Consider the following 18,970-nt stretch of genomic DNA (forward strand, 5'->3'; position numbering starts at 1 on the left):
AGAATACAAGATTGCACTTTTTTTAAGCAGTAAAAAGGCTTTTGCATGATTAAGCGACTCAAAATAGCGCATGATGTAAGCAAATATAAATGATCTGGTTTATCTCCCAACGCAGCGAAAGGATCAGCACATCAGTGGGATTGAAAAAGTATCATGCTGTTCTTAAGTTTTTATCTGATATTAAAAGTTTATATAAAATAATAGGTTGAAACTAGTTAAAAGAAAATTGAAATTATTTTTTTTGAACAGATGCCAGTGTTGGCATAGGGATTGCTATCTCCTGTGTGAGTGAAACAAATACACAAAAGCATTGAAATATGCAGCAGGGGATCAAACAATGAAATTTTCTATCAAAACACTTTCACTGGCGCTTGTTGCCGTAACTGCCAGCTTCAGCGTGGCTGCAGCAGAAGACACTTCGGCATCTGCTTTATCGTTTAGCGGTACTGCAGCGCTGACTTCAGATTACCGTTATCGTGGTCTGACCCAAACCTTTAATGATCCTGCAGTACAGGCCGGTTTCGCGCTGTCACATGCATCTGGTGTATATGCCGGGGTGTGGGGCTCGAATGTCGATTTCGGCGGTACGGCCCATTTAGAGCTGGACCCATATATCGGTTATGCCACAACCTTAGATGGATTTGCGAGCAAGCCATTACTGGATGTGGGCTTATGGTACTACGCTTATCCAAGTGAAAGTGATTTAAACTGGTTAGAAGCCTATGCAAAACTTGGCTTTAATGATGTGCTGGTCAAAGATGCCAGCTTGCTCACCGCAGTGAACTACAGCAATGACTTTTTAGGCGCAGATTTAGATGCCTGGTATTTCAATGCTACCTATAGCGTGCCTTTTGGTGCGACCGGTTTTGGTGGAGTGGCGGCTTTAGGCTATACCGTGGCAGATGAAGAGATTTTTGGTGATGATGACAGCTATGTGGACTGGAGATTGGGCGTAACTTATGCCTTTGCCGGTGTTGAAGGCTTAACTGCAGAACTGGCTGCGGTGGGTTCAGATATTGACTATGGTCCAGGAACACCCGATGCGGTTGAGCGTGGCGTAGAAACAGGTGCAGTCGTGACATTGACCAAGGCATTCTAATTTAAGGCTTCACATTGAAAAAATAGCCCATTTGAAATGGGCTATTTTTTTAGCTTGTTTTTAATGATGCGTTTTATGGGCTGGACTGCGCCCGATAAGACAGCGCTTCCGATAAATGAGCAGTTTGAATCTCGCTACTTTCGGCCAAATCGGCAATACTGCGCGCCACTCTTAAGACCCGATGATAGGCGCGAGCCGACAGGTTTAAGCGCTGCTGGGCCAGATCCATCATGTTCTGTGCTGGTGTGGCTAAGGCAGCAAACTGTTCCAGCTGTTTTGGACTTAAGTTCATATTCAGCATACCTTGGCGTTGCATTTGCCGTTCATAGGCCTGAATCACCCGCTGGCGAACCGTATCTGAGTTTTCCACCGCAGTTTTATCATGTAACTCATGGGCCTGTAATGGTGGTACATCAATATGCAAATCAATCCGGTCCAGGAGTGGGCCAGAAATCCGGTTCTGGTAGCGTTTAATACTTTCTGCGGAACATTGGCAGCGAATATCCTGATTAAACGCATAGCCACACGGGCAGGGGTTCATCGCCGCAATCAGCTGGAAACTGGCCGGAAAGGTAATCTGCCGCGATGCCCGGGAAATTACAATTTCCTTGGATTCCAAGGGCTGCCGCAATACTTCCAGCACTTTACGGTCAAACTCCGGCAGTTCATCTAAAAACAGCACACCTAAATGGGCCAGGGTAATTTCGCCCGGTTTTGGATGTGAGCCACCACCGACCAGCGCAATCGCTGAAGCGGTATGATGCGGGGCGCGAAATGGCCGCTGTCCAAAGCGATGCGGGGTATTGGCAATTGAATAAATACTGGCAACTTCAAGATTTTCCTGCATATTCAGGGGCGGCAAAATACTGGCCAGACGTGAGGCCAAGAGAGTCTTGCCTGTACCGGGTGGACCTTTAAAGAGCAAGGAATGGCCACCGGCAGCGGCAATTTCCAGGGCACGCCGAGGTCGCAGCTGTCCTTTGACATCCGCCAGGTCAAAAGCATAGCGTTCCAAGCGGGTTTCCGAGCTTGCTGCAAAAGGCTGTAGGGGCGCAGCCTGCGCCAGATGCTCACAGACCTGTTTCAGATGACTGGCCGCAAACACCTGAAAGTCGGGCAATTGTGCGGCTTCCTGTGCATTGGGTTCCGGTAATACCAGTTGATGGCCGGCCGCCTGACAGGCAATGGCAATACTTAAAGTGCCGGTGACCGGGCGTAACTGGCCATCCAGCGCCAGTTCACCAATAAATTCCAGGTTTTCTGCGGCCTGTTCGGGCAATTGTCCGGAAGCAATCAGAATGCCTAAGGCAATCGGTAAATCCAGACGTGAGCCATCTTTGGGTAAATCGGCCGGGGCCAGATTAATGGTCAAACGTTTGGTGGGAAACTGAAAACCACTGTTAATAATGGCCGAGCGGACCCGGTCTTTACTTTCACGGACCGCGGCTTCGGCCAGACCGACAATGGTTAAGGAGGGCAGACCCTGACTTAAATGGACTTCAACTTCAATGGACGGGGCATTCAGTCCAAGCAGACCCCGCGTATAAATTTTGGCAAAAGACATTGTTGTTATGTTCCGTTTTGGTGCGTTATTTTTGGTCGTTATGCGTCTTTTGTTGCACTAAGAAGGTGCTTATTCTTTGTTCAAAATCTTTTGTTCGAGTGCTTCTACCTGCTGCAGCAGTTCATTTAAACGAAGATTGGCATTATTCAGTGCAGTGCGCTGACGGTCCAGCTCTTCTTTGGACACCAGATCCATTTTGCTGACGGCTTCGCTTAGCAGGGCACGCAGGTTATGTTCTAAGTCTTTTTTCGGTTGATCGACCTGTTCTAAGATGGCCTGTAATAAGGTTTCTATCATAATAAATTCCATTCCAGTGGACTGAAAAGCGCAGTGTAGCATTGCTCTGGCCCAGACTATAGTGTTTCAGATGAAATATGGTTTTATTCGATGCCGGAGATCGTAAATCTCTACAGAAAAATGTTTATTTTTTGAAGATTGGTGCATGAGAAAGGTATAAAATAAGATATAAATAAATCACATGCCGTAACTTCTAATTTCCCCCGACCTTAGGAGTTTTGGCATGAAATTTGAACATAAAACCTTACTGGTGAAATAAGCCGAAGGAAAACACACATGAAGCTCGTAACTGCAATTGTAAAACCCTTTAAATTAGATGACGTGCGTGAAGCACTGTCAGAAATTGGTGTTCAAGGGATCACTGTCACTGAAGTCAAAGGCTTCGGTCGTCAGAAAGGTCACACTGAACTGTATCGTGGCGCAGAATATGTTGTTGATTTTCTACCAAAAGTGAAAATCGAAATCGCCATTAGTGATGAGATGGTGGATTCAGTGATTGAATCAATCACCCGTGTAGCAAGCACCGGCAAAATCGGTGACGGTAAAATTTTTGTGACGAATCTGGAACAGGTCATCCGTATTCGTACAGGTGAAACAGGTGCAGATGCTGTTTAAGTAATTGGCACGAAGTTTGCTGAGTACCTAATAACTCACAAAAACTAGGTTGGGGGATACGAATGAAAAAAATGCTACTTGCGCTCGGCCTGTCCGGCGCGCTTTTGGGTGGTTCTGTTACTTGGGCTGAAGAAGCCGTAACAGCGCCAACTCCTTCAGAACAAATCACAGTAAATGATACTGTGGAACCTGCGCTTATTGAATCAAGCGATATCATCACTACAGAAACTGCTTTACCTGAAGTGGCAGCGGCTGAAGAAGAAGCCGTGTTAGACACTGGTGATACCGCTTGGATTCTGGTCTCAACAGCACTTGTCCTACTCATGACCATTCCGGGCTTGGCCCTGTTCTATGGCGGTATGGTGCGCAAGAAAAACGTCCTCAGCACCATGGCGCACAGTTTTGTTGCGGCCGCAGTGGTCAGTCTGGTCTGGGTAATTATTGGCTATACCTTGGCCTTTGGCGAAGGCAATGCCTTTATTGGCAGCTTGGACAAGTTCATGCTGGCCGGTATTACCACCGATGCCTTGAGTGGCACCATTCCTGAAATTCTGTTTGTGATCTTCCAGATGACCTTTGCGATTATTACCGTGGCCATTATTAGCGGTTCGATTGCAGAGAGGATGAAATTTGGGGCCTTTGTTGCGTTCATTGCCATCTGGGTGGTGGTGGTCTATGCACCTATTACCCACTGGGTCTGGGGTGGCGGCTGGTTAGGCAATGATGGCGCGCTGGATTTCGCTGGTGGTACCGTGGTACACATTAACTCTGGTGTGGCTGGTCTGGTGGCTGCCTATATGCTGGGCAAACGTATGGGCTTGGGCCGTGAATCGATGGCACCGCACAACCTGACCTTAACTGTGGTGGGTGCAAGCTTGCTGTGGGTAGGCTGGTTTGGTTTCAATGGTGGTTCTGCGCTGGGCGCCAATGGTTCAGCAGGTTATGCTTTAGTGGTGACTCAAGTTGCCGCAGCTGCAGCCGCACTGGCCTGGTTAGTGACTGAAAAAGTGGTCCGTGGTAAAGCCTCTGTATTAGGCGGTGCTTCAGGTGCTGTGGCCGGTCTGGTGGTCATTACCCCGGCAGCAGGTTTTGTCACCGTCGGTGGTGCCTTAGCCATGGGGCTGATTGGTGGCGTGGTCTGCTTCTGGGGGATTACTGCACTGAAACGTGCCCTGAAAGCCGATGACTCTTTAGATGCCTTTGGCCTGCATGGCGTGGGTGGTATTGTAGGTGCAATTTTAACCGCCTTCTTTGCCAGCGAATTTATTATGGGCGATGCGGCACCTGCCAGCCTGATGGGTCAGCTGTGGGTGCAAGTGGAAGGTGTGATTGCCACCATTGTGTACTCTGCAGTATTAACCTTCATCATCCTGAAAGTGATTGATCTGGTAATTGGTATCCGTGTTGAATCTGATGATGAACGCATGGGTCTGGATTTAAGCCAGCATGGTGAACGGGTTGAATAATCTTTCAGCAGCATAATCAATATATTGTGTAAAACAGCCCAAAAGGGCTGTTTTTTTTCTATATATTGCGTAAAACTCTACAAAATCCTGTTTTTTTGCTACACTCTCAAATCAACTGGATTTGTTCAATTAAACCACTATGCATTGTCCATTTTGCAACGCCGCAGACAGTAAAGTGATTGATTCACGGCTGGCAGCTGAAGGCTGTCAAATTCGCCGACGTCGTGAATGTATTAGCTGTGGTGAACGTTTTACCACCTTTGAAAGTTATGAAGTGGTGATGCCACGCGTCATTAAATCGGACGGTAAAAATGAGCCCTTTGATGAAGCCAAACTGCGCCGTTCATTGATGCATGCCTTGCAAAAACGTCCCGTGACTCAGGAACAGATTGAAACGGTACTCAGTGATATCCAGCTGCAAATCCGCCGTCTGGGCGAACGTGATGTTAAATCACGCACCATCGGGGAAATTGTCATGCAGTCTTTATTCTCGCTGGATCATGTGGCCTATGTGCGTTTTGCTTCGGTGTATCAGGACTTTCAGGATGTGGAAGCCTTCCGCCGTCAAATTGAACAAATGCAGCAACGTGAATACTAAGCTCAACGCGCAAGAGTGGTGACATGTCCGAGTTAACTCAAGACCAAATCTGGATGCAGCGTGCCATTGAACTGGCACGACTCGGACAGTACTCGACCAAACCGAATCCGAATGTGGGCTGTGTGCTGGTTAAAGACGGACAGCTGGTGGGTGAGGGCTATCATCCGCGTGCCGGACAGCCGCATGCCGAAGTATTTGCCTTACGCGATGCTGGCGATGCTGCCCGCGGTGCAACCGCTTACGTGACTCTGGAACCTTGTGCGCATTATGGACGTACCCCGCCCTGTGCCAAAGGTCTGGTCGAAGCCGGTGTGGCCAGAGTGGTGGTGGCTTGTCCTGATCCGAATCCGCTGGTGGCCGGTAAAGGCGTGCAGATTCTGCGCGATGCCGGAATTCAGATTGAGGTAGGCGTGCTGGAACAGCAGGCGCATCAGCTGAATCTGGGCTTTTTAAAAGCCATGGCCACGGGTCAGCCTTATGTCCGTTTAAAAGTGGCGTCGAGTCTGGATGGGCGTACTGCCATGGCCTCCGGTGAATCGAAATGGATTACCGGCAATTCGGCGCGTCTGGATGTGCAGCACTGGCGTGCGATTTCAGCAGTGGTGATTACCGGGATTGAAACCGTGCTGGCCGATGACTGTCAGCTCAATGTCCGCCAGCTGGCGATACATCAGGACATCAGCAGCATTGTCCAGCCGAAACGGCTGGTACTGGACCGTCAGGGACGCTTGCCCTTAACCGCCAAGCTGCTCGAGCAGCCGGACAGTGTGATGGTGATGGGTCCGTATCGGGCCGAGCTTGAGGCGCTGGGCGTGATCCAGCTCGAGGTTCAGCCTTTGGATCAACTACTTCGAACTTTGGTGCAGCAGTATCAGCTGTATGATGTGCTGATTGAAGCCGGTGCGACACTATCGACCGCCTTTTTACAGCAGCAATTGGTCGACGAAGTGATCAGTTATGTGGCTCCGACCCTGTTAGGCCGGTCTGCACGTGCCATGTTTCAGGCAGAATTTGAGCGTATGGCACAACAACTTCGATTTAAACTTTGCGACGTCACTCAATTCGGTGATGATGTGCGCTTAAGGTTAACCCCTTCTCAAGAGACGTTATGAATTCAGAGTCTACGGTTTATCACAAACGTCGTCACGCCGCACGTACGACAGATGAATATCTTTTCCATCAGCTGGTTCCTTATCTGGGGAATAAACGTCGTCTGTTACATCTGATTCTGGAAGCGCTGGAGCAGACCGGCACCCTGAACAAAGGCGGCCGCGCCCCGATCTTCGCTGACTTTTTTGCCGGTTCAGGCGTGGTTTCACGTCTGGCCCGACAAAATGGCTATCGGGTAATTGCCAATGACTGGGAACCGTATAGCCATGCGCTGAATCATGCGATTTTGGCCTGTGTAGAAGCGCCGGCGTTTAAAGAGCTGGGCGGTTATCAGAAAGCGATTGATTATTTAAACCGTTTGCCAGAAGTCAAAGGCTGGGTCACGCATAACCTGTGCCCACGCAATGATGAAATTTATGATCCGACCCGCGACCGTTTATTCTTTAAACGCCGTAACGGGATGCGTATTGATGCCATCCGCCAGCAGATTGCCACCTGGCAGGCGCAAGGCGCGATTGATGATGTCGAGATGAGCGCGCTGCTGGCGCCTTTGTTGTATTCGGCCAGTTTTGTCAGCAACACCTCCGGGGTCTTTAAAAGTTTCCACCATGGCTGGGGTGGTAAAACCCAGACTGCGCTGGAACGGATTGAATCTTTGTTGTGGTTAACCCCAAGCCGCTTCTGTGAAATTGGTGATCCGAAACGTCCGGCTGCCGAAATGTGGTGTGTTGATGCCCAGCATCTGGCCAACCAGATGAGCGGTTTTGAAGTGGATGTGGCGTATTTAGATCCGCCATATAACCAGCATGCTTATAGCAGTAACTATCATGTGTTAAATGCCTTAACCTTGTGGGATCAGGTTGATTTACCAACCCCGGATACCAAAGGCTTTAAGAGCGGCATTGACCGTGCTTGGCGCAAAGAGCGTCCGAGTCCGTATAACTCGTCCAAGCACGCCAAAGAAGCGTATGAGAAACTGTTAGAAACCATTAATGCACGGTATATCCTGACCAGTTACTCCACCGATGGCAATATCAGTGCAGTGGATTTGTTGCAGGCCAATTTAAAACGTGGCCGGGTCAGCCTGTTAACCCAGGATGTACCGCGTTACCGGGTCAGCAAGCAGCGTCAGTCTGAACGTGCACGAGTACTGGAATTTATTGTGATTACCGATACTCATGCCAAGTCTGGCCCGCCAATCCGGCAGTTGCTGGGGCAGTTGCATCACTTTGCCGAGCTGGGCGGGGTCGATACCAGCGGTGTTAGCACCCAACTGGCCTTGTGGTAAGCACTAGAGACAATAAGAGAAAAGACTATGTTTACAGGAATTATTGAAAGCGTGGGCAAAGTGGACAGCCTGCAAAGTGTTGGTGGTGATGTCCGCCTGCGTATTCAGACCGATCTGGATATGTCCGATGTACATCTGGGGGATTCGATTGCCACCAATGGCATCTGCCTGACCGTGATTGAGTGGGGCGATAACTGGTACGCGGCCGATGTGTCACGGGAAAGTTTAAACCGGACTACCTTAGGTAACTGGAAAGTTGGCCAGCCGGTGAATGTGGAAAAAGCCATGTTACCGACCACCCGTTTTGGCGGACATATTGTCAGTGGTCATGTCGATGCCGTGGGTGAAATTACCTTGGTGCGTGAAGATGCGCGTTCTTTATATTTTGAAGTGACTGCACCGGCTGAAATTGCCAAATATCTGGCCGAAAAAGGTTCAGTGACTGTAGATGGCATTAGCCTGACCATTAACCATTTGCGTGGCAGTGTAATCAGCCTGAACCTGATTCCGCATACCGCAGAGCGTACCAATATTGGCACCTGGAAAACTGGGACTAAAGTCAATCTGGAAGTGGATGTTTTGGCGCGTTATATCGAGCGTTTACTGCTCGGTGAAAAAGCCGCAGAAACCACGGTACAATCAAAAATCAGCATGGACTTTCTGGCCGAAAATGGGTTCTTAAAATAAGTCCTGACGCTGCTGTACAGAACAGTCTGATTGAAAAAATTAGACTGTTTTTTTATTTTTAGCGATAATTCAGGCTGCGCGAAACAGAGTAACTTACGTTGGTTAAGTGTAGATGATTGATTTTTTGCTAAATTTTGAACAGTGGCTGCCTGTGTTGCTCAACAACTATGGGGTCTGGATTTATGCAATTTTATTTTTAATTATCTTTGCGGAAACCGGTTCGGTATTTATGTTTTTCCTGCCGGGAGACAGTCTGCTGATTGCCATTGGCGCCTTATGTTCAACCACCGATGTGGTGCATTTACACTATATGGCGATTTTGCTGTGCCTGGCCTCCATTCTTGGCTATAGCGTGAATTACTATACCGGCAAGGTCTTGGGGCTGAAGTTTTTTAATGACCATTCGCGTTATTTCAAACCGGAATATATCGTCAAAACCAACCGCTATTTTATGAAGCATGGCGGTAAAACCATTCTCATTGCCCGATTTATTCCTTTTGTCCGTTCTTTTGCACCGTTTGCTGCCGGTTCCGGACATATGCCCATCGCCAGCTTTACGGCCTATAACATTGCCGGTGGCATTATCTGGATTGTGTCTTTATTGGCCATCGGTTACGGTCTGGGCAATATCCTGTCGTGGCTGGGTCATATTTTTTAATATAAACAGTGCTGAAAAACCGCACGTACAAAAAAGCCCACGCGGGGTGGACTTTTATCTTGCGGGGAGAAATTCGCTGACCTTAGTGCTTGATCACTGTGACAGAGGTACCGCCTAAACGTGGACTGGCTTCGGCAACCGGTGCTAAAGAAAATGTACCTTTTTCAGCTTCTTTGGTCAGGTAAATATAAAGCGACTGGAAATCTGCACGGCTGATTAATAAATCCTGAGCAGTAATATGCCATTGTTCACCACTATGCAGATGGTCAATTTTGCTCGATATTTGTGTCAAGATACCCATTTTAAACCCTAATTATAAAAATAATTTTTACTTTAAAAGGCAGCAGTACTGCTGTTTAAAGTATGACTATCTTGTGACAAAAATATTTCAATTTCATGACGCTTGGGCGAGAAATTCTGCCTCACACCCGATTGATCTTTCAGATGGGCCGGTTTAAATCTGCATTTACTGACACCGTACCGGGTTTTTCACGCCAGAAGGCCGACATTTAGGCCTCTTTGGAAAATTGGGAATGTTTTAAAATATATTCAATTTCTTCCTGGGCAGCGGCTTGTAGCTGGCTGCGGAACTGTTGTACTGCTTCTTCAATCCGGGTTTCGGCTTCCAGTTCCAGACGTACCCGCACACTGTCGAGTTCCGACAGAATCTGTTCATCGGCAATACGCACGCCTTTGGCAAAATTGAAACTACCATTTTCCGGATTTTTTTGATAACGCGCAGTGTAGTCCAGAATCTCCTGATCCAGCTGGGTGCGTAAACTGGCCAGGGTTTCGGTCTGCGCGGCAAACTGTTGCAGTTCATCCTGATACAGAGCCTGCGCATACGCGGCCTGATCGGCGCGTTGTTGGGCCAGACGTTGCTCCAGCATCTGCTGGCGGCGAATACGCGCTTCTTCAATTAACTGGATTTTCAGTTCGGCATAGGCCTGATCAATTTTCTGAAAGGACTGTTGCTGTTGCTGCTGATCGTACTCTACCCAGCGTTTGAGGTCGCTGTCCGGTTGCAGCACCTCACTAATCCGATGCAGGTCATCAATAAAGGTCTGACGCACAGCTTCAGGCGCAGTTAACCAGCGCTGTTTAAAATCTGGACCAACATTTAATGCCACGCTGCATCTCCTTTGGGGTGGTTCTATAATTTATGGGTTTGCGGCTCAATACCTAAACGACGATATTGTTTATATTTTTCCCGACCAAGCTGTTTGGCGGTTTCATGATTTTCAATGATTTCGATAATGTGACTAAATTTGGCGAACTGTTCAAGAGCCTGTTCGTTAAAATTAAACACAATCCAATCATTTTCAGTTGGCAACTGCGCTGAAATACAGACCTGGGCCGTAGGCTCATCAATACCATGTGGAATAAAACTGCTGGCATCAAAGCTCCACAGCCGTTCATCCAGCGCCTGTTGCAATGCCGGGTCTGCGCTATACAGCCAGATGCGCTGTGGTTCACGCAGGATTTTCCGGCATAAACGGCAAGTGCTGTCCACTTGCCGTTCAGGACTTTTTTCAAACAGATAAAAGCTGACTTTAGCCATGCTGCTCTGCACGGTTAGCCAGGAATTGCATCAGTAGCGGTACCGGACGGCCTGTGGCACCTTTATGGGTTCCTGAATTCCAGGCAGTGCCGGCAATATCCAGATGCGCCCAGCGATAGTCACGGGTAAAGCGTTGCAGGAAGCAGGCTGCAGTCACAGAACCGGCTTTTGGACCACCAATGTTGCCAATATCGGCAAAAGGTGAATCTAATTGTTCCTGATAGTCATCAATCACCGGCATACGCCATACGCGGTCAAAACTCTGCTGGCCGGCCTGGGTCAGTTCCTGTGCCAGTTCATCATCTGGTGTGAACAGACCGGTTAACACCGAACCGAGCGCAATCACACAGGCACCGGTCAGGGTCGCCACGTCAATGACCAGTGCCGGGTTAAAACGCTGGATATAGGTCAGCGCATCGCACAGCACCAGACGGCCTTCAGCATCGGTGTTCAGGATTTCGACAGTCTGACCGCTCATGGTGGTGACAATATCGCCCGGACGGGTGGCTTTGCCCGATGGCATATTTTCCGCTGCGGCAATGGCTGCCACCACATGAATCGGCAAGCGTGATTCACACAGCGCACGTACGGTCCCCAAGACTGAGGCTGCACCGCACATATCGAATTTCATTTCGTCCATGCCAGCACCCGGTTTCAGGGAAATACCGCCGGTATCAAAGGTAATACCCTTACCGACCAGTACAATAGGTGCCTGCTCAAGATTGGCCTTGTATTCCAGGGTAATCATGCGGCCCGGACGCTCGGAACCCTTGCTGACCGCAAGGAACGCACCCATGCCCAGGTCAGCCATATGCTGTTCATTCAGCACGGTTACTTTGAGTAAATCCGGGAATTCTTCTGCCAGTGCCAGTGCCTGATCAGCCAGATATTCCGGGAAGCAGATGTTCCCCGGACGGTTGCCTAAATCGCGGGCAAAATTCTGACCAGTATGTACCGCTTCAATCAATTTCAGCTGATGGGCAGTTAACGGGCTTTGTGTGGCAATCAATTGAATCTGCTCTAATACAAATTCATTCTTTTTGGTTTTAAATTCATCAAAACCGTAGGCGGCCTGGGTCAGGCTCAAGGCAAAAATATAATGCAGTTCTTGTGGCAGGACTGATAGATCTACCGCAATGCTGCTAAATTTCTTCTGTGCGGTTTTTACAATGGTTTGCGCCAGTTTGGCCAGTTTAGCCGGCTGTAATTCGCTGCTTGAACCAAGGCCAATCAGCTGGCTGAATGCCGGCAAGTTGTCCTGTGCTGTCAGGCTTAAGCTTTCATTAAAGCCGGATTTAAATTGTACGGCCTGGGTGATGCTATCTAAATTTTTGATTTTATAGTGATCTGCGGTTGTACGAAGGGTATCGGCATCGACCAGAATAAATAAAGCAGCTGCGGTGACATTGTCTTGGTATGTCGGATGAATCGTCAGTTTCATATGCGTTATATAGGCCTTTTAAAATTTTAAAACCATTAAACCATTGAAACATTTTCATGAATAGAGTTTCAATGTGAAACAACAGTATAGGTTTTATATTTTCAACATTCGGGTAAACTATCGCTAGTTTTATTCCCTCGTTTTCTGGAAGCATTAATTTGATTATTCGGCGTTATCTGGTCAAGCAAGTTGTGTCGACATCCTTGGTTGTGATTGCCTTATTGACCTTGATCATGATGGGTGGCCGGCTGATCAAGTATTTTGGCGTCGCCGCGCAGGGGCGTCTGGATGCGGGGATTCTGTTTAGCATTATTGGCTACCGTCTGCCGGAATTTTTAACCCTGATTTTGCCACTGGGCTTTTTTATTGGCCTGATGCTGGTGTTTGGCCGGCTTTATGTCGATCATGAAATGGCAGTGTTAAATGGCAGCGGTGTCAGTCGTAACCAACTGGCACGTTTATTAGTCCCGATGACGGTGGTATTTCTGGCGGTGCAGGCCATGCTGATGGTTTGGGCAGCACCGTGGGGGATTCGCCAGTTTGAAGAATTGACCACCAATCAGGCGGTCCGTACCGGTTTCGATCTGGTGCGGCCAAAAGAGTTTATTTCTTCGGGGCCATATACCATTTATGCCGGCGACCTGTCAGAAGACCGGCGTAATCTGAAAGATATTTTCTTCTACCAGCGTGCTGACCGTCCGGGCAAACCGGATATCATGATTCTGGCCAAAGAGGCGACCCGGATTGAACTGTCCAATGATCCGGCCAATGTGGTCGATCTGGTCGAAGGGCGCCGTTATGAAATTTATCCGGATCGTCCGCAGTATTCTCAGGCTGAATTTGCCAGCTATCGTTTGCGTCTGGAAAGTGATCAGGAAGCCAAATTCCAGAGCACCGAAGTGGAAGCCCTGCCAATCGGGCAATTGTGGGATAACCGTCAGGACCCGGTGGTGGCCAGTGAGCTGGGCTGGCGCATCTTCGTACCGTTTTCAATTCTGGTGGCGCTGCTGCTGGCGGTGGCTTTATCAGAAGTCAGTCCGCGTCAGGGACGTTATTTAAAACTGTTTCCGGCCCTGCTGATTTTTGCCAGCCTGATTGTGGCGCTAATGGCGGTCAAAACCCGGATCAGTAAAGAAGAAATGGGTATCTGGGCCTATCCGCTGGTGCTGATGGTCTATGCCATTGCGGCGGCGCTGTTCTCGCGTAAACAGAAACTGGCACCCAAAATCAAGAAACAGATTCAGCGAGTGAGGTCTTAATATGTTCGCACGTCGTATAGTGGCCAAGCATGTGACCAAAACGACCGCACTGGCGATGTTGGGGGCAACCGCGGTGTTGTCCGGCTTACAGGTATTATTTACCTATCTGGGTGAACTCGGTTCCCTAAAAGAAGGCTATGGCGCGCTGGATGCCTTATGGCATGTGCTCTGGGGTGCGCCCGGTTATCTGTATGAAATTCTCCCGATTGCCGCATTAATTGGCGCGGTGCTGGGCCTGGGCACGCTGGCTTCAAACAGTGAGTTGATTGTGATGCGTGCCGCTGGTATCAGCCTGTGGCGGATTGTCGGCTGGGCGGTGCGTTCGGCGCTTATTCTGGTGGTGCTGTCTTTTGCCTTAAGTGAATGGGTGATTCCCTATACCAACGAGCGCGCAGAAAGCATCAAGAAATATCGCAGCGTGGCTGAACTCGGTGAAGTCAAAGGCTACTGGACCCGCGAAGGGCAGCGCTTTATTTATATTGACTATGCCAACTCGCAGGGCACACTAAAGAATATTCAGGTCATCGACTTTGATGATAACTTCCGCTTACGCGGTACCTTAAATGCCGAACAGGGCCAGTTTGTCGAAGATGGCGCCTGGTCACTGCAAAACAGCCGCCAAATGGACATTCTGCCAGAGGGCAATGCTATTGCTGATCAGCAGGCCACGCAGCCTTTATCGCTGGCCTTGCAACCAAAATATGTACACATGGTCACCATCGACCCGGAAGATTTATCACCCAGTCAGCTGGTCAGTTTCATGAGCTATATGCATGAGTACAGTCAGGTGCCGAAAAGCTATCAGCTGGCTTTCTGGCAAAAAGTTGGTTCTCCATTTGCCCTGATTGCGCTGGTGCTGATTGCCTGTTCCTTTATTTTTGGACCGCTGCGCCAGCAGTCGATGGGTTTCCGTCTGGTGATTGCCTTATTTGTCGGCCTGGGCTTCTTCTATTTACAGGATTTCCTCGGTTATGCCAGCCTGATTTATGCGCCATCTCCGGCCTGGTTTGTGTTTATCCCGATTATTCTGATGTTTGTGGTGGGTGGTTATCTGCTGCAACGCGCCCGATAAGCCGGCAATTGAACAAAACGATAGTGTGGCACGGTTGAAACCATCAGCCGTGCATGGTGTCCGAACTGAAAATTCGGTAAGATATGCGATTAATTTGTAGACTAAAAGAGTGTGAACTATGACGGATGCAACTGCAGGCAAAATCCCTCACGTACTGGTCATTATGGATGGTATTGGGCATCGTGAAGCTGTTGAGGACAATGCGTTCCTGGCGGCACAACGTCCAAATTTGACCGCTATGCAGGAAAAGCATCCGCATGGGTTGATTTCAGGTTCAGGTGAAGATGTGGGCCTGCCAGATGGTCAGATGGGTAACTCCGAAGTGGGCCATATGAACCTGGGTGCCGGCCGTGTGCTATATCAGGACTTTACCCGCATTACCAAAGATATCCGTACCGGTGCTTTCTTTGAACATGAAGTGCTGGTCGATGCAGTCGAGAAAGCCAAAGCTGCGGGCGGTGCCGTGCACTTAATGGGCCTGCTGTCGGAAGGTGGCGTGCACTCACATGAAGACCATATTGTGGCAATGGCGGAGCTGGCGCTGAAACGTGGTGCAACTGTTTATTTACACGCATTTCTGGATGGCCGTGATACTCCGCCAAAAAGTGCGCAGCCCTCTTTGCAAAAACTGGATGCCCTGTTTGCCCAATATCCAGGCCAAGGCCGGATTGCCAGCATGATCGGCCGTTATTTTGCCATGGACCGCGACAATCGTTGGGATCGTGTAGAACAGGCTTATCGTCTGTTAACAGAAGGTGAAGCAGTCCGTACTGCAGCAACCGCCGTAGCTGGTCTGGACGCAGCTTATGCAGCCGATGAAAGCGATGAATTTGTTAAAGCTACCCGTATTGGTGAGGTTGCGGCAATTCAGGATGGCGACAGCGTGGTGTTCATGAACTTCCGTGCAGACCGTGCCCGTGAACTGACCAAAGCCTTTGTGGAAACCGACTTTGCCGGTTTTGAGCGTAAAGTGGTGCCGCAGCTGGCCAAGTTTGTGATGCTGACCCGTTATCAGGCCACCATTGATGCACCTGTGGCTTATATGCCAGAAGCACTGAAAAACTCGCTCGGTGAATATCTGTCAGACCTAGGTAAAACCCAGCTGCGTATTGCCGAAACCGAAAAATATGCACACGTGACCTTCTTCTTTAGTGGCGGCCGTGAAGATGAATATCCGGGCGAAAAGCGCATTCTGATTCCATCACCAAATGTAGCAACTTATGATCTCAAGCCAGAAATGAGCGCGTATGAAGTGACGGATGAGCTGGTCGCAGCGATCAATTCAGGTGAATATGACTTGTTGGTGGTCAACTATGCCAATGGCGATATGGTGGGTCATACCGGTGTATTTGATGCAGCGGTGAAAGCGGTAGAAGCAGTGGATACCTGTCTGGGCCGTGTGTATGAAGCTGTAATGGCCAAGCAGGGTCATATGCTGATTACTGCCGACCATGGTAATGTCGAGCAGATGCAGGACTATGACAGTGGTCAGGTCCATACCCAGCATACCACCGAGCTGGTGCCGTTTATTTATGCCGGCCCGACCCAGGCGGTGATTGCAGAGGGTGGTGTTCTGGCCGATGTGGCACCGACTTTACTGAGTCTGATGCAACTGCCAATTCCTGCAGAAATGCAAGGGCGTAATTTAATTACCCTGACTCCATAAACTGCCAACAGATAGGTGAAAGGATGGTTCCACACTGGAAACGCATGCTTGTTGCAACAACATTGATGATGTGTGTGAACCTGCCTGTCTGGGCGGCAGAAGATCAAGATCCGCTTGCACTGGAAGAAACTACCGAGCAGGACTATGTTGAAGTGCCGGTCGAATCGATCCAGCAGTTTGTCAAAATTTATGGGCTGGTCAAAGCCAATTATGTCACGGAAAAAAGTGACGAAGCTTTGTTTGCTCAAGCCATTCAAGGTCTGGTTTCCGGACTGGACCAGTATTCGCGTTATCTGAATGCCGAAGATTACCGTGCCTTGGTGCAATATACCGAAGGCGATCTGGCCTCGGTCGATTTTAATTTACGTTACGATGCCCAGCAGCATCAATGGCAGATCCACAATTTAAGACCCGATGCCGACTCGGCCAAGCAGGGCCTGCGTAATGGTATTTCGGTCTTTAAAATCGACAATCAGGAACTGCAAAAACTCAATCAGGATCAGGTCAATGCCTTGTTGATGGGCGCGGTTGGCTCCAATATCACCTTGCAACTGACCGCAAGCGCGCAGCCGATTCGTCTGGTACGCAACAGAAAAGTCGAAACCGATATTCAGGCGCAGATGCTGAGTAATCAGGTACTACTGATTAAAGTCAAAGTCTTCCAGCAAGATACTGCCAATGAAATCAAGGAACTGATCGAACAGTACAGCACACCACGGCTAAAGGCGGTACTGTTTGACCTGCGCAATAACCCGGGCGGTTTGCTGTCCTCGGCAGTCGAATCGGCCGATCTGTTCTTGAATCAGGGCGTGATTGTTTCTACCAAAAGCCGCGCTGAAGGCGACCAGCAATTTCAGGCTTTACCGAGTTTTGAATTCCAGAATCTAAAGGTCGGTGTGCTGATTAACCAGCGTTCGGCCTCGGCTGCAGAAGTGTTTACTGTCGCCTTAAAAGATCATGGCCGTGCCTGGGTGATTGGTGAAAAAAGTTATGGCAAAGGGGTGGTACAGAAGCTGTTTCCGCTGTCAGATGGCACCGCCTTACAAATGACGGTTTCTCACTATTACACCCCGCAAGGCAAAATGATTGAAGGGGTCGGGATTGAACCGAACCAGCGCTATGCACTGCAACAGGATATGAAAGAAGACAATTATCTGGACCATGTTGCAGAGCTGCTGTTAAGTCATAAATAGGCGCAGGGTTCGCACCTTATTCATCGGTATCCAGTCCGAATTTCTTTAGTCGATAACGCAGGGAACGAAACGACATCCCCAGTTTTTTCGCAGCCAGGGTCCGGTTCCAATGGGTCAGATTCAGTGCATTCAGCAAAATCTCTTTTTCGATTTTCTCCAGAAACAGCTCCAGTCCTTCTTCCGGCAGTTTACGCGGAGCAGCGGGCAGGGCATCAGCTGTAACCGGTGTTGCCGGGTCAGCTTCTGGCTCGGCCAGCGGTGCCATTTTGCGTAAGGGTGCGGTCTGCAGATGTGGCAGATCAATCACATCATCATCACTCAAGGTCATGGCGCGTTCAATGATATTGCGTAGCTCACGCACATTACCCGGATAATACTGTTCCAGCAAAAACTGCTGGGCACGTTCTGACAGGGTTTTGCTGTGTATATCCCATTCCTGGGCAATTTTCTGAATAAAATGCTGGGCCAGCAATAAAATATCCTGACCACGCTCACGTAGCGGTGGCAACACAATATCCATCACATGAATCCGGAAGAACAGATCCTGACGGAACCGGCCTTGCTGGACTAACGCTTCCAGGTCCTGATGGCTGGCACTAATAATCCGGAAATCAACATCAATTTCCGTATCGGAACCGACCGGACGAATCCGTTTTTCCTGCACCGCGCGCAGCAGTTTTACCTGCATATTGAGCGGCAGTTCGGCAATTTCATCCAGGAACAGGCTACCGCCGTGTGCCGATTGAATCAGGCCCTGTTTGTCCTGCGCTGCACCGGTAAAGCTGCCTTTTTTATGGCCGAAGAATTCGCTTTCCATCAAATCGCCCGGAATCGCGCCACAGTTGATGGCAATAAAAGGCCCGTCACTGCGGTTGCTGAGGCGATGCACCAGATTGGCCACCACTTCTTTCCCGGTGCCCGATTCACCGCTAATAAACACCGGTGCCTGCGAGCGGGCAATTTTTTTCAGGGTGGTGCGCAGTTGCTGAATCGGTAGAGATTGCCCGATCAGCATCCGCTGTTCCAGCTGGTCCGCTTCCTGACTATGTGCTTTAAACAGCGGCTGATTCAGTGCTTTTTCCAGCAATTGTTCGAGGTGTTTCTGGTTAATCGGTTTGCTGACAAAATCAAAGGCCCCGGCTTTGAGTGCGGCAATGGCAATTTCCATATTGCCATAGGCCGTCAGCACCGCAACCGGCAGCTGCGGAAAATGCTGGGCAATCAGCTCGACCAGTTGCAGGCCATTGCCATCAGGTAAATTCAGATCGGTGATGCAAGCATCATAGTGATGACTGGACAGCAGCTGACGTGCTTGCTCCAGCCGGTGTGCCACGTGTGTTTGAATCCCCATGCGCGCCAATGTCATTTGCATGAGCGTGCATAAATCTTCCTCGTC

The 18,970-nt window shown here is 49.3% G+C and carries 19 protein-coding genes; 12 read left to right on the forward strand and 7 right to left on the reverse strand.

The annotated features are described in order from the left end of the window. The first annotated feature begins 337 nt into the window (after positions 1-337). Entirely contained in the window at positions 338-1,099 is a 762-nt protein-coding gene (locus FTU54_RS04075; protein WP_168400143.1) for a TorF family putative porin, read from the forward strand. Between the two features lie 73 nt (positions 1,100-1,172). Here FTU54_RS04075 and FTU54_RS04080 read toward each other — a convergent pair whose 3' ends face one another. Together FTU54_RS04080 and FTU54_RS04085 are read right to left on the reverse strand one after the other, a co-directional pair. Beyond that, positions 1,173-2,663, reverse strand: coding sequence for a YifB family Mg chelatase-like AAA ATPase (locus tag FTU54_RS04080; protein WP_075167834.1), 1,491 nt, complete (start codon positions 2,661-2,663; stop codon positions 1,173-1,175). A gap of 69 nt (positions 2,664-2,732) precedes the next feature. Continuing rightward, on the reverse strand, positions 2,733-2,960 hold the full coding sequence (locus tag FTU54_RS04085) for an accessory factor UbiK family protein (RefSeq protein ID WP_005181545.1): 228 nt from the start codon (positions 2,958-2,960) through the stop codon (positions 2,733-2,735). A gap of 276 nt (positions 2,961-3,236) precedes the next feature. Between FTU54_RS04085 and glnK the strand changes: the two genes are divergently transcribed. From glnK to FTU54_RS04120, 7 genes are all read left to right on the forward strand, one after another. Then, complete coding sequence (glnK, locus tag FTU54_RS04090) at positions 3,237-3,575, forward strand: P-II family nitrogen regulator (RefSeq protein ID WP_004650081.1); 339 nt, start codon at positions 3,237-3,239, stop codon at positions 3,573-3,575. A 62-nt stretch (positions 3,576-3,637) separates the two neighbouring features. Then, positions 3,638-5,041, forward strand: a complete 1,404-nt coding sequence (locus FTU54_RS04095) for an ammonium transporter (protein ID WP_075174920.1) — start codon at positions 3,638-3,640, stop codon at positions 5,039-5,041. Between the two features lie 139 nt (positions 5,042-5,180). After that, positions 5,181-5,639, forward strand: coding sequence for a transcriptional regulator NrdR (gene nrdR, locus FTU54_RS04100; protein ID WP_005181550.1), 459 nt, complete (start codon positions 5,181-5,183; stop codon positions 5,637-5,639). A 23-nt stretch (positions 5,640-5,662) separates the two neighbouring features. Beyond that, on the forward strand, positions 5,663-6,751 hold the full coding sequence (ribD, locus tag FTU54_RS04105) for a bifunctional diaminohydroxyphosphoribosylaminopyrimidine deaminase/5-amino-6-(5-phosphoribosylamino)uracil reductase RibD (RefSeq protein ID WP_127801553.1): 1,089 nt from the start codon (positions 5,663-5,665) through the stop codon (positions 6,749-6,751). After that, on the forward strand, positions 6,748-8,037 hold the full coding sequence (locus FTU54_RS04110; RefSeq protein ID WP_005181555.1) for a DNA adenine methylase: 1,290 nt from the start codon (positions 6,748-6,750) through the stop codon (positions 8,035-8,037). The genes ribD and FTU54_RS04110 overlap by 4 nt, the downstream gene beginning before the upstream one ends. A 27-nt stretch (positions 8,038-8,064) precedes the next feature. Continuing rightward, entirely contained in the window at positions 8,065-8,724 is a 660-nt protein-coding gene (locus FTU54_RS04115; protein ID WP_104489123.1) for a riboflavin synthase, read from the forward strand. 112 nt (positions 8,725-8,836) lie between these two features. After that, a complete protein-coding gene (locus tag FTU54_RS04120; RefSeq protein ID WP_005181559.1) occupies positions 8,837-9,382 on the forward strand; it encodes a VTT domain-containing protein in 546 nt (181 codons plus the stop codon). 82 nt (positions 9,383-9,464) lie between these two features. Here FTU54_RS04120 and FTU54_RS04125 read toward each other — a convergent pair whose 3' ends face one another. The 4 genes from FTU54_RS04125 to FTU54_RS04140 form a co-directional block, all read right to left on the reverse strand. After that, the gene (locus FTU54_RS04125) at positions 9,465-9,683 is read right to left on the reverse strand and encodes a hypothetical protein (protein WP_005181560.1); all 219 of its coding nucleotides are present in this window, start codon (positions 9,681-9,683) and stop codon (positions 9,465-9,467) included. A 208-nt stretch (positions 9,684-9,891) separates the two neighbouring features. After that, positions 9,892-10,512, reverse strand: coding sequence for a hypothetical protein (locus FTU54_RS04130; RefSeq protein ID WP_016659708.1), 621 nt, complete (start codon positions 10,510-10,512; stop codon positions 9,892-9,894). A gap of 23 nt (positions 10,513-10,535) precedes the next feature. Beyond that, a complete protein-coding gene (locus FTU54_RS04135; RefSeq protein WP_075167829.1) occupies positions 10,536-10,943 on the reverse strand; it encodes a DNA polymerase III subunit chi in 408 nt (135 codons plus the stop codon). Further along, a complete protein-coding gene (locus FTU54_RS04140) occupies positions 10,936-12,384 on the reverse strand; it encodes a leucyl aminopeptidase (RefSeq protein ID WP_180074529.1) in 1,449 nt (482 codons plus the stop codon). Before FTU54_RS04140 ends, FTU54_RS04135 begins: the two co-directional genes overlap by 8 nt. 158 nt (positions 12,385-12,542) lie before the next feature. Between FTU54_RS04140 and lptF the strand changes: the two genes are divergently transcribed. The 4 genes from lptF to FTU54_RS04160 all read left to right on the forward strand — a co-directional run bounded on the left by lptF (position 12,543) and on the right by FTU54_RS04160 (position 17,574). Continuing rightward, the gene (lptF, locus tag FTU54_RS04145; protein WP_005181567.1) at positions 12,543-13,643 is read left to right on the forward strand and encodes an LPS export ABC transporter permease LptF; all 1,101 of its coding nucleotides are present in this window, start codon (positions 12,543-12,545) and stop codon (positions 13,641-13,643) included. 1 nt (position 13,644) lies between these two features. Next, positions 13,645-14,715, forward strand: a complete 1,071-nt coding sequence (gene lptG, locus FTU54_RS04150) for an LPS export ABC transporter permease LptG (RefSeq protein WP_180074530.1) — start codon at positions 13,645-13,647, stop codon at positions 14,713-14,715. Positions 14,716-14,833: 118 nt separating this feature from the next. Next, positions 14,834-16,381 carry a 2,3-bisphosphoglycerate-independent phosphoglycerate mutase gene (gene gpmI, locus FTU54_RS04155; RefSeq protein WP_005181570.1) on the forward strand — a complete coding sequence of 516 codons (1,548 nt, stop codon included), beginning with the start codon at positions 14,834-14,836 and terminating at the stop codon, positions 16,379-16,381. 23 nt (positions 16,382-16,404) lie between these two features. Continuing rightward, positions 16,405-17,574 carry a S41 family peptidase gene (locus FTU54_RS04160; protein WP_168400145.1) on the forward strand — a complete coding sequence of 390 codons (1,170 nt, stop codon included), beginning with the start codon at positions 16,405-16,407 and terminating at the stop codon, positions 17,572-17,574. Between the two features lie 16 nt (positions 17,575-17,590). Here the strand turns inward: FTU54_RS04160 and FTU54_RS04165 are convergent, their stop codons facing one another. Continuing rightward, positions 17,591-18,946, reverse strand: a complete 1,356-nt coding sequence (locus FTU54_RS04165) for a sigma-54 dependent transcriptional regulator (RefSeq protein WP_171526345.1) — start codon at positions 18,944-18,946, stop codon at positions 17,591-17,593. Positions 18,947-18,970: the final 24 nt, after the last annotated feature.

Origin of the sequence: Acinetobacter sp. YH12116, assembly GCF_013418895.1 — a bacterium.
Classification (GTDB): Bacteria; Pseudomonadota; Gammaproteobacteria; order Pseudomonadales; family Moraxellaceae; genus Acinetobacter; species Acinetobacter indicus.